Here is a 9,499-nt window from a genome sequence, read left to right as displayed (position 1 = left end):
ATAGACTTCCAGAATCTGCCGTCAACCCCTATTTTCAGCTTTACTCAGATTTGAGGGTAATTCGTGCAAATGCCTTCTTGCCGGCCTGGCAAACATGAGTCGCGCCCAGCTTATATATAAAGGTGCGATCAACCACCTCACCATCTATACGCACACCACCCGAACCGAGAAGATCCCGCGCCACAGCAGAGTTCTTCACCAGGCCTGCCTTATTAAGGACAGCCGCGATCGGCATATCCTCAGTTGCAACCAGCTCGACCTCCGGCAGATCATCCGGCAACTCGCCATCCTTCATGCGATTGCCCGCGCCGCGATGAGCATTCGCTGCTGCCTCTTCGCCATGAAAACGCGCAACGATCTCTTCCGCCAACTTGATCTTGATGTCGCGTGGATTGGCGCCCGCTTCAACGTCCGCCTTAAAGGAAAGGATCTCTTCCATGGTGCGGAAGCTGAGCAGCTCAAAGTAACGCCACATCAGCGCATCAGGAATGGAGACGAGCTTGCTGTACATGACGCCCGGCGCTTCCTGGATACCGACATAGTTACCCAGCGACTTGGACATCTTCTTGACGCCATCCAACCCTTCGAGCAACGGCATGGTCAGGATGCACTGAGCCTCCTGGCCATAACCACGCTGCAGCTCACGCCCCATCAGCAGGTTGAACTTCTGATCGGTACCGCCCAGCTCGACGTCGGCCCGCAATGCCACCGAGTCATACCCCTGAACCAGCGGGTAGAGAAACTCGTGAATCGCAATGGGTTGATTGGTCGAGTAGCGCTTATCGAAGTCATCGCGCTCAAGCATGCGAGCGACGGTGTACTGAGAAGTCAGGCGAATGAAATCCGCCGGCCCCATCTTGTCCATCCATGTGGAGTTGAAAGCCACTTCGGTTTTTGCCGGATCAAGAATCTTGAAGACCTGATTCTTATAAGTCTCGGCGTTATCGAGAACCTGCTCACGGGTCAAAGGAGGACGCGTTGCGCTCTTGCCGCTCGGATCGCCGATCATGCCGGTGAAGTCGCCAATCAGGAAGATCACCTGGTGACCCAGATCCTGGAACTGACGCAGCTTATTAATAAGCACGGTATGACCCAGGTGCAAATCCGGCGCAGTCGGATCGAAGCCGGCTTTAATACGCAGCGGCTGACCGCGCTTGAGCTTCTCGATCAGCTCGGACTCGACCAATACTTCTTCCGCACCACGTTTGATCAGCGCTAGCTGCTCTTCAACCGACTTCATAACAGACCCGTAAGGCTCAGATTCAAAGGGAACCAACCATACAAGATCACGGACTAATTACAAGTTTTGCCCCGCGCGCGGAGGCCATTGCACGAGCAGAGTGTCCGCGAGCTTGCGTCACAGATGATTTGGTTATATTTTATACAGTTATTTCATCTTCATCATGTCATTCATCTTTTCCAATTCATCTTTTCAAAGTCAAATTACCTATGACCACAGAACCGTCTAAAGCGCCGCCGCTTTATCCGAAGACCCACCTGCTCGCAGCAAGTGGTATCGCCGCCCTCCTCAGCCTGGCTCTCCTGGTATTCCCTTCCAGTGATGTAGAAGCCAAACGAACAACCCTGAGTCTTGACCTGGAAAGTCCAGCAGAACAACTGACACAAGATCAAGACGCTGCCGACGCCGTCCAAGCCACAAATGAAGCCGTCGCTTCGCCTTTTGCACAGATTGAAAACACCCCTGAAGACACCGCGCAAACCGCTGAGGCTGAGCCCGCTCCAGCCGCGGCAGAAGAGCCAAAAGCACCGGGTCATAGAGAAGTCATTGTTAGCAAAGGCGATACGCTTTCCACGCTATTCGAAAAGGTAGGCCTGCCCACCTCATCGGTGCATGAACTGCTGGCCAGCGACAAACAGGCCAAGCAATTCACCCAACTCAAGCACGGTCAGAAACTGGAGTTCGAACTGAGCCCGGATGGCCAGCTGAACAACCTGCACAGCAAAGTCAGTGACCTCGAAAGCATCACCCTGACCAAAGGTCCCAAGGGTTATGCCTTCAATCGCGTCATCACCAAACCGGTTGTGCGCTCGGCTTATGTACATGGCGTGATCAACAGCTCGCTGTCCCAGTCGGCGGCCCGCGCAGGCCTGTCCCACAACATGACCATGGACATGGCCAACGTATTTGGTTACGACATCGACTTTGCCCAGGACATTCGCCAGGGCGACGAATTCGACGTGATCTATGAGCAGAAAGTGATCAACGGCAAGACCGTCGGTACTGGCAACATTCTTTCTGCTCGTTTCACCAACCGCGGCAAGACCTACACCGCAGTGCGCTACACCAACAAGCAAGGCACCAGCAGCTACTACACCGCTGATGGCAATAGCATGCGCAAAGCGTTCATCCGCACCCCAGTGGACTTCGCACGCATCAGCTCGCGCTTTTCCATGGGGCGCAAGCATCCGATCCTGAACAAGATCCGCGCCCACAAGGGCGTTGATTACGCGGCACCACGCGGTACACCGATCAAGGCCGCAGGCGATGGCAAGGTATTGCTGGCCGGTCGCCGCGGTGGCTACGGTAATACGGTGATCATCCAGCACGGTAATACCTACCGCACGCTGTACGGTCACATGCAAGGTTTCGCCAAGGGCGTGCAGACCGGCGGAAACGTCAAGCAGGGCCAAATCATTGGCTATATCGGTACTACCGGTCTATCCACCGGCCCGCACCTGCACTATGAGTTCCAGGTCAACGGTGTCCACGTCGACCCGCTGGGCCAGAAGCTGCCAATGGCCGACCCGATTGCAAAAGCAGAGCGCGCACGCTTCCTGCAACAGAGCCAGCCGCTGATGGCGCGCATGGATCAGGAACGAGCCACCATGCTGGCCTCGAGCAAACGCTAAGCCATGGCGCTCTATATAGGTGTGATGTCCGGGACCAGCCTTGATGGCCTGGACATCGCACTGATCGAACAGAGCCCGGCGATCAAACTGGTCGCCACCCATTACATCCCCATGCCTGAATCCCTGCGCGCCGAGCTCCTGGCTTTGTGCGCCAGCGGCCCCGATGAGATCGCCCGTTCAGCCATCGCCCAACAACACTGGGTCCGGCTGGCCGCACAGGGCATTCACAGTCTTCTCGAAAAGCAGCAGTTGAAACCCGAGAGCATTCGCGCGATTGGCAGCCATGGGCAAACCATTCGCCACGAACCCGCTCGCGGGTTTACGGTGCAGATCGGCAACCCGGCGCTGCTGACAGAGCTGACCGGGATCACCGTAGTCAGCGACTTCCGTAGCCGTGACGTAGCTGCAGGCGGGCAAGGCGCTCCGCTGGTCCCGGCCTTTCACGAAGCACTGTTCGAACAGCGCGCCGGCCAGCGTGCGGTGCTGAATGTGGGCGGCTTCAGCAACCTGAGCCTGATCGAGCGCGACAAGCCGGTGGCCGGATTCGACTGCGGCCCAGGCAACGTGCTGCTAGATGCGTGGATCCACTCCCAGCGTGGGGATAACTTTGATCGGGATGGCAGATGGGCCGCCAGCGGTCATGTCGAAGCCGGCTTGCTGAAGGCGCTATTGAGCGATCCATTTTTTGCCACTCAGGGCCCAAAGAGCACCGGCCGCGAAGTGTTCAATCTGCAATGGTTGCAACAGCATCTCGCGGCGCTGCCAGCCTTTGCGCCGGAAAACGTTCAAGCAACCCTGCTCGAACTCACCGCGCTGACCATCGTCGAATCACTGCAGGCCGCACAGCCGGCAACCCAGGAACTGCTGGTCTGCGGCGGCGGTGCTCATAACTCCGCCCTGATGAGCCGCCTGGGCCAGTTGCTCCCTCACAGCAAGGTGGCCAGTACCGCGACCCATGGCGTAGACCCGGATTGGGTCGAGGCCATGGCCTTCGCCTGGCTGGCTCATTGCTGTCTTGAGGGTATTGCCGCCAACCGCCCGAGCGTCACTGGCGCCCATGGCCTGCGAGTGCTGGGCGCGATCTACCCGGCCTGATCGCCAGACAGCAAAACGCCGCAAGGCCTTGAGGCCATGCGGCGTTGAGTAAAACCTTGAATCGGATCAGATCGAGAACGATGAACCGCAACCACAGGTGGTGCTGGCATTCGGGTTCTTGATCACGAAACGCGAGCCTTCCAGACCTTCCTGGTAATCCACCTCGGCACCCGCCAGGTATTGGAAACTCATCGGATCAACCACCAGACTCACACCTTCGCGCTCGACGATGGTGTCGTCATCGGCCACTTCCTCATCGAAAGTGAAACCGTATTGAAACCCTGAACAACCGCCGCCCGTAACGAATACGCGCAGCTTCAAGCGATCATTACCCTCTTCATCGACCAGGCTCTTCACCTTGTGCGCAGCACCGTGGGTGAATTGCAAAGCCGTGGGGGTGAAGGATTCGACGCTCATGCTGACTATCTCCCGGCGTTACGCCGCCATAATGCGTGATGACGGGCATTATCCGCTTCTCCTAGAAAAGCGGTCAACTATTAGCGGAGCAGCGGCAAGCCTGAAGCTACAGGCCGGCCGCCTGGATCTGTGCGGTTACGGCAACATGCCGGCGTGGGACAGGCCCAAGCGCTCATCCAGACCGAACATGATGTTGAGGTTCTGCACTGCCTGGCCGGATGCGCCCTTGACCAAGTTATCGATCACCGACAACACCACCACCAAGTCACCGTCCTGCGGCCGATGCACGGCAATCCGGCAGACGTTGGCGCCGCGTACACTGCGCGTTTCCGGGTGGCTGCCCGCGGGCATCACATCCACGAAAGGCTCGTTGGCATAGCGTTTTTCGAACAGCGCCTGCAAATCGACCGACCTGTCGACCACGGTCGCATAAAGCGTGGAGTGAATGCCGCGAATCATCGGCGTCAGGTGCGGGACAAACGTCAGGCCCACATCCTGGCCTGCTGCCCGGCGCAGGCCCTGGCGAATTTCCGGCAGGTGGCGATGGCCTTTGACGGCGTAGGCTTTCATGCTTTCCGAGGTTTCTGAATACAGGGAGCCAACGCTGGCGCCGCGACCGGCTCCGCTGACTCCGGACTTGCAGTCGGCAATCAGGCGGGAGCTGTCGGCAAGGCCGGCTTCCAGCAACGGCAGGAAACCCAGCTGGGTCGCCGTCGGATAGCAACCTGGTACAGCAATCAGGCGGGCGTTCCTGATCTGCTCGCGATTGACTTCCGGCAAGCCGTACACCGCTTCGCCCAGCAACTCGGGCGCACCGTGGGGCTGGCCGTACCATTTGGCCCACTCCTCGGCATCCTGCAGACGGAAATCGGCCGACAGATCGATGACCTTGGTCCCGGCCGCCAGCAACTCACCGGCCAGGGCGTGGGCTACGCCATGGGGCGTCGCGAAAAACACTACGTCACAGGCGCCCAGGGTGTTGATATCCGGCACGCTGAATTCCAGGCCGTCATAGTGGCCTCGCAGGTTGGGATACAGATCGGCTACAGCCAGCCCGGCCTCGGAACGCGAAGTAATGACTTCCACTTGCGCCTGCGGGTGCTGCGCCAATAGACGCAGCAATTCGACACCGGTGTAACCCGTGCCGCCGACGATACCGACCTTGACCATATACCTGCCCTCAACGAACCCACTGGAAAGCCGTCGATGATAGGGCGCGCCCTGCCCTGCGACAACCGTCAAGGTGACGTGCGGACGCTCTACCCTCTACTATCTCGCCTACCGTGAACCTGGGAATAACTAAAAATGCTTTATCTATGGCTCAAAGCTTTTCATATCGTCAGTGTGGTCTGCTGGTTTGCCGGCCTGTTTTATCTGCCACGACTGTTTGTCTACCACGCCCAAAGCGAGGACGCCGTGAGCAAGGAGCGCTTCAGCCTCATGGAGCGCAAGCTGTATCGCGGGATCATGGGCCCGGCGATGGTCGCGACCCTGGTGTTCGGCATCTGGTTGCTGAGCCTCAACCCCAGCGCCTACTTCGGCCAGGGTGGCTGGATGCACGCCAAGCTGACACTGGTGGTGATCCTGATCGGCTACCACCACATGTGCGGCGCGCAAGTGAAACGTTTTGCCCGTGGCGAAAACACCCGCAGCCATGTCTTTTATCGCTGGTTCAATGAAGTACCCGTTCTGATATTGCTGGCTATTGTAATTTTGGTTGTTGTACGACCGTTCTAACCTCTACAGACGTCATTAACCGGGGTACCTCCAATGTCGCTGCCTGCTCTGCTCGAACAACGCCTGCGCCTGCCTGTGGTCGTGGCGCCCATGTTCCTGATTTCCAACCCGCAATTGGTCCTGGCCTGCTGCCGTAATGGCGTGGTCGGCAGCTTTCCGGCGCTGAACCAGCGTGAAAGCAGCGGCTTCAAGGCCTGGCTCGAGGAAATCGAAGCGGGGCTGGCGACACTGGAAAATCCCGCCCCCTATGCCGTCAACCTGATCGTGCATAACAGCAACCCGAGATTGCAGGCCGACCTGGAGATCTGCATCGAGCACAAGGTGCCGATCGTCATTACCAGCCTGGGCGCCGTGAAGGAATTGGTCGACGCGGTGCACAGCTATGGCGGCCTGGTGTTCCATGACGTGACCACGCGCCGCCATGCGGAAAAGGCCGCCGAGGCCGGGGTCGACGGACTGATTGCCGTGGCCGCCGGTGCGGGCGGTCACGCCGGCACCTGGAGCCCCTTCTCGCTGATCGCGGAGATCCGCCAGTTCTTCGACAAGACCCTGTTGCTCGCCGGTTGCCTGAACCACGGCCACGAGGTGCTCGCTGCACAGTTGCTGGGCGCGGACCTGGCTTACTTCGGCACCCGTTTCATCGGCACCACGGAAAGCCACGCCCCGGATGCCTATAAAGAGATGCTGCTGAACTCCCGAGCCGCCGATATCGTGCACACCGCCGCAGTGTCCGGGGTTCCCGCCAGTTTTATGCGTCAGAGCCTGGAGAATGCAGGCTTCGACCTCGCCGCCCTGCAAGGCAAGGGCGAGGTCAACTTCGGCTCCAAGCTCAAACCCGTCAGTGACGAGGCCAAAGCCTGGAAAACCGTGTGGTCTGCGGGCCAGGGGGTAGGCGAGATCCACGATCTGCCCAGCGTCGACCAGCTAATTGCACGCCTGGATGCCGAGTACCGCCAGGCGCTTGAGCAGGCGAGCCAGTTGCCGAAACGTTGGCCACGCTGAAATGTCTGAGGTTTGTTAGCCAGCCACGGGTAGCTGGCCTTAAACTGCCGACCTTTATGTAAGCCTTCATTTCAGATGACAAGGATGCCCCTATGAGCGAACCCCGCTTCAAGATTGTTTTCGATGGCGCCCTGTTACCCGGTGTCGAAAAAAATAGCGCTCAGCAAAAACTCGCCGAGCTGTTCAAGAGCGACATTGCCGCAATCGAACCCCTATTCGGCGGCCAGCCGGTGGTACTCAAGCGCGAACTGTCCCAAGCCGATGCCGACCGCTACCTCGAAGCCCTGCACAACACCGGGATCGCCGCGCGCATCGAGGCTGAACAAGCCCTGGACCTGAACCTCGCGCACGTCGAACACACGCCCCCCGTCGCGGCCCCGATCGCCGCCAGCAATCCTGAATCGCCCTACGCTCCACCCCGGGCCACCGTGGGTGAAGTGCTGCCAGAGTTTTCCGAACTCAAGGTCTTCAGCATCCAGGGCCGTATCGGCCGTTTGCGCTACCTGGCCTGGACCCTGGTACTGACCGTGGTGATGATGGTGGTGGTCGGGATCGGCGCCCTGATCGGCTTTGCCAGCCTGATGTCCGCTGAGTCTTCAGGGTTGGCCATGGGCTTCGGCGCCCTGGTTGCGATTGTGCTATTCGTGGCCTTCGTGGTGGTCAGCATCCAGATCAGTGTTCAGCGCCTGCATGACCTGGGCTGGTCCGGCTGGCTCTGGCTGATCAACTTTGTACCCATCGTGGGCAGCTTCTTTCCACTGGTTCTGGTCGTCAGCCCCGGCAGCAACATCGCCAACCGTTACGGCCCGCCCCCACCGCCAAACACCACAGCAGTAAAAGCATTGGCGTGGATGTGGGTGGCCTTGATCGCCCTGATCATCGTTGCCGGCGTGGCAGGCGGCCTGAGTTCGCTCAGTGAATACAGCGAAAGCGGCTCCAGCTATAGCGAAAGCCAGAACGCAACCGGTGATGAAGACGCGGCCGAATCGGCCTCACCCGCTGTAGACTATGAAGAAGAATAAACGTACCTGAGCCTGCGACCTCTCTGTCGCGGGCCATTGGCCGTTGCGATGGAGAACTGCATGACCCGTTACGCTCTGATCACTGGCGCTTCCAGCGGCATAGGCCTGGCCTTGGCGGAAGCACTGGCCCGGCGCGGGCGCAACCTGATTCTGGTGGCCCGTCAGCGTGATCAGTTGGAAAGCATCGCCCTTGAACTGACCCAGCGCTTCGGCGTCGAGGTGCTGTTTCGCGCGTGCGACCTGGGCGAACCACTGCGTCTCTCGGGTTTCCTGCTGGAACTCGAAGAAGGCGATCGGCAGATCGATCTGCTGGTCAATTGCGCCGGCATGGGCACCAGCGGCCCATTCCTGGCACAGGACTGGATGACCGAACAGGACCTGATTGAAGTCAACATCCTGGCCCTGACCCGCCTGTGCCATGCCCTGGGCAACAGCATGGCGCTGCTGGGCGGTGGGCAGATTCTCAATGTCGCCTCGGTCGCCGCCTTTTATCCTGGCCCGTGGATGAGCACCTACTACGCGAGCAAGGCTTACGTCCTGCACTTTTCCGAAGGCTTGCGCGAAGAGTTGAAAAACTGCGCGGTGAAGGTTTCGGTGCTCTGCCCCGGCCCGACACGCACCGCGTTCTTTCGCACCGCCCAATTGAACGCTGAAAAGCTGCAAGCCAGCAAATTGCTGATGAGCCCCGAGGAAGTTGCACTCTATGCCGTGCGCGCCATGGAAAAGAACCGCGCGATCATCATTCCCGGCCGCCTCAACCGCTGGATGGCATTCAGCAGCCGCCTGGGCTCGCGCTGGCTGACGCGCAAGTTGGTCGGCTACGCCAACAGGGCCTATTGCCCGCGCTAGGCATCACGTAAATGGCTGGGCGCACGCAGGTCGCCTGAGTACACTCAGCCCGGACCCACCCAATGGAGAAACAGCTGTGGATACTCTGTTCACCAAGATCATCAACAGAGAAATACCCGCGAAGATCATTTACGAGGACGACCAGGTCCTGGCCTTCCACGACATCGCTCCGCAAGCACCAGTGCACTTTCTGGTGATCCCGAAGAAACCGGTGCGCACCCTCAACGACCTCACCGAGGACGACAAGGCCCTGGCTGGCCATATTCTGTTCACCGCCCAGCGCCTGGCCAAAGAGCTGGGCTGTGAAGACGGTTTCCGCGTGGTCATGAACTGCAATGAGCTGGGCGGGCAAACCGTCTATCACATTCATATGCACGTGCTTGGCCAGCGCCAGATGAACTGGCCTCCGGGCTGATCGCTCTATCTGGCCCCTTTGCGGCGCACTCGCAGCCTGTTTCAGGCGAGGGTGCGCTGATCCAGCGCAGGTTTCGTCCCATCGATTGGGG

General features: G+C 59.3%; 10 protein-coding genes. 7 read left to right on the top strand and 3 right to left on the bottom strand.

Features of this window, described 5'->3' with window-relative positions; all coding sequences use genetic code 11:
- Positions 1 to 40 precede the first annotated feature (40 nt).
- Positions 41 to 1,240 carry a tyrosine--tRNA ligase gene (gene tyrS, locus CF161_RS05140; RefSeq protein WP_020295504.1) on the bottom strand — a complete coding sequence of 400 codons (1,200 nt, stop codon included), beginning with the start codon at positions 1,238 to 1,240 and terminating at the stop codon, positions 41 to 43.
- A gap of 209 nt (positions 1,241 to 1,449) precedes the next feature.
- Here tyrS and CF161_RS05135 point away from each other — a divergent pair, with 209 nt between their 5' ends.
- On the top strand, positions 1,450 to 2,871 hold the full coding sequence (locus tag CF161_RS05135) for a peptidoglycan DD-metalloendopeptidase family protein (RefSeq protein WP_043228669.1): 1,422 nt from the start codon (positions 1,450 to 1,452) through the stop codon (positions 2,869 to 2,871).
- A 3-nt stretch (positions 2,872 to 2,874) separates the two neighbouring features.
- Positions 2,875 to 3,966, top strand: coding sequence for an anhydro-N-acetylmuramic acid kinase (locus tag CF161_RS05130; protein ID WP_043228667.1), 1,092 nt, complete (start codon positions 2,875 to 2,877; stop codon positions 3,964 to 3,966).
- Between the two features lie 66 nt (positions 3,967 to 4,032).
- Here the strand turns inward: CF161_RS05130 and erpA are convergent, their stop codons facing one another.
- Positions 4,033 to 4,383 (bottom strand): iron-sulfur cluster insertion protein ErpA, encoded by a 351-nt coding sequence (gene erpA, locus CF161_RS05125; protein ID WP_007947969.1) that lies wholly within the window; start codon positions 4,381 to 4,383, stop codon positions 4,033 to 4,035.
- A 135-nt stretch (positions 4,384 to 4,518) separates the two neighbouring features.
- On the bottom strand, positions 4,519 to 5,553 hold the full coding sequence (argC, locus tag CF161_RS05120) for an N-acetyl-gamma-glutamyl-phosphate reductase (protein WP_020295500.1): 1,035 nt from the start codon (positions 5,551 to 5,553) through the stop codon (positions 4,519 to 4,521).
- Positions 5,554 to 5,688: 135 nt separating this feature from the next.
- On the opposite strand from argC, the gene hemJ reads away from it, so the two are divergent.
- The 5 genes from hemJ to CF161_RS05095 all read left to right on the top strand — a co-directional run bounded on the left by hemJ (position 5,689) and on the right by CF161_RS05095 (position 9,408).
- Positions 5,689 to 6,120, top strand: a complete 432-nt coding sequence (gene hemJ / locus CF161_RS05115; protein WP_020295499.1) for a protoporphyrinogen oxidase HemJ — start codon at positions 5,689 to 5,691, stop codon at positions 6,118 to 6,120.
- Positions 6,121 to 6,153: 33 nt separating this feature from the next.
- Positions 6,154 to 7,122: a nitronate monooxygenase family protein gene (locus CF161_RS05110; protein WP_020295498.1), complete on the top strand. Its 969-nt coding sequence runs from the start codon at positions 6,154 to 6,156 to the stop codon at positions 7,120 to 7,122.
- Between the two features lie 92 nt (positions 7,123 to 7,214).
- Entirely contained in the window at positions 7,215 to 8,144 is a 930-nt protein-coding gene (locus CF161_RS05105; protein ID WP_020295497.1) for a DUF805 domain-containing protein, read from the top strand.
- Between the two features lie 60 nt (positions 8,145 to 8,204).
- On the top strand, positions 8,205 to 8,993 hold the full coding sequence (locus tag CF161_RS05100) for an SDR family oxidoreductase (RefSeq protein WP_020295496.1): 789 nt from the start codon (positions 8,205 to 8,207) through the stop codon (positions 8,991 to 8,993).
- A gap of 76 nt (positions 8,994 to 9,069) precedes the next feature.
- Positions 9,070 to 9,408 (top strand): histidine triad nucleotide-binding protein, encoded by a 339-nt coding sequence (locus tag CF161_RS05095; RefSeq protein ID WP_020295495.1) that lies wholly within the window; start codon positions 9,070 to 9,072, stop codon positions 9,406 to 9,408.
- The last annotated feature ends 91 nt before the right edge of the window (positions 9,409 to 9,499 follow it).

This window comes from Pseudomonas sp. CF161, from assembly GCF_000416215.1.
Classification (GTDB): domain Bacteria; phylum Pseudomonadota; class Gammaproteobacteria; order Pseudomonadales; family Pseudomonadaceae; genus Aquipseudomonas.
The sequence above is the reverse complement of the archived record's forward strand: the minus strand, read 5'-3'. Positions and strand labels throughout refer to the sequence as shown.

Excerpts from the sequence above, each read along its gene's own strand:
- tyrS (WP_020295504.1), bottom strand. The coding sequence starts at position 1,240 with ATGAAGTCGGTTGAAGAGCAGCTAGCGCTGATCAAACGTGGTGCGGAA.
- CF161_RS05135 (WP_043228669.1), top strand. The coding sequence starts at position 1,450 with ATGACCACAGAACCGTCTAAAGCGCCGCCGCTTTATCCGAAGACCCAC.
- CF161_RS05130 (WP_043228667.1), top strand. The coding sequence starts at position 2,875 with ATGGCGCTCTATATAGGTGTGATGTCCGGGACCAGCCTTGATGGCCTG.
- erpA (WP_007947969.1), bottom strand. The coding sequence starts at position 4,383 with ATGAGCGTCGAATCCTTCACCCCCACGGCTTTGCAATTCACCCACGGT.
- argC (WP_020295500.1), bottom strand. The coding sequence starts at position 5,553 with ATGGTCAAGGTCGGTATCGTCGGCGGCACGGGTTACACCGGTGTCGAA.
- hemJ (WP_020295499.1), top strand. The coding sequence starts at position 5,689 with ATGCTTTATCTATGGCTCAAAGCTTTTCATATCGTCAGTGTGGTCTGC.
- CF161_RS05110 (WP_020295498.1), top strand. The coding sequence starts at position 6,154 with ATGTCGCTGCCTGCTCTGCTCGAACAACGCCTGCGCCTGCCTGTGGTC.
- CF161_RS05105 (WP_020295497.1), top strand. The coding sequence starts at position 7,215 with ATGAGCGAACCCCGCTTCAAGATTGTTTTCGATGGCGCCCTGTTACCC.
- CF161_RS05100 (WP_020295496.1), top strand. The coding sequence starts at position 8,205 with ATGACCCGTTACGCTCTGATCACTGGCGCTTCCAGCGGCATAGGCCTG.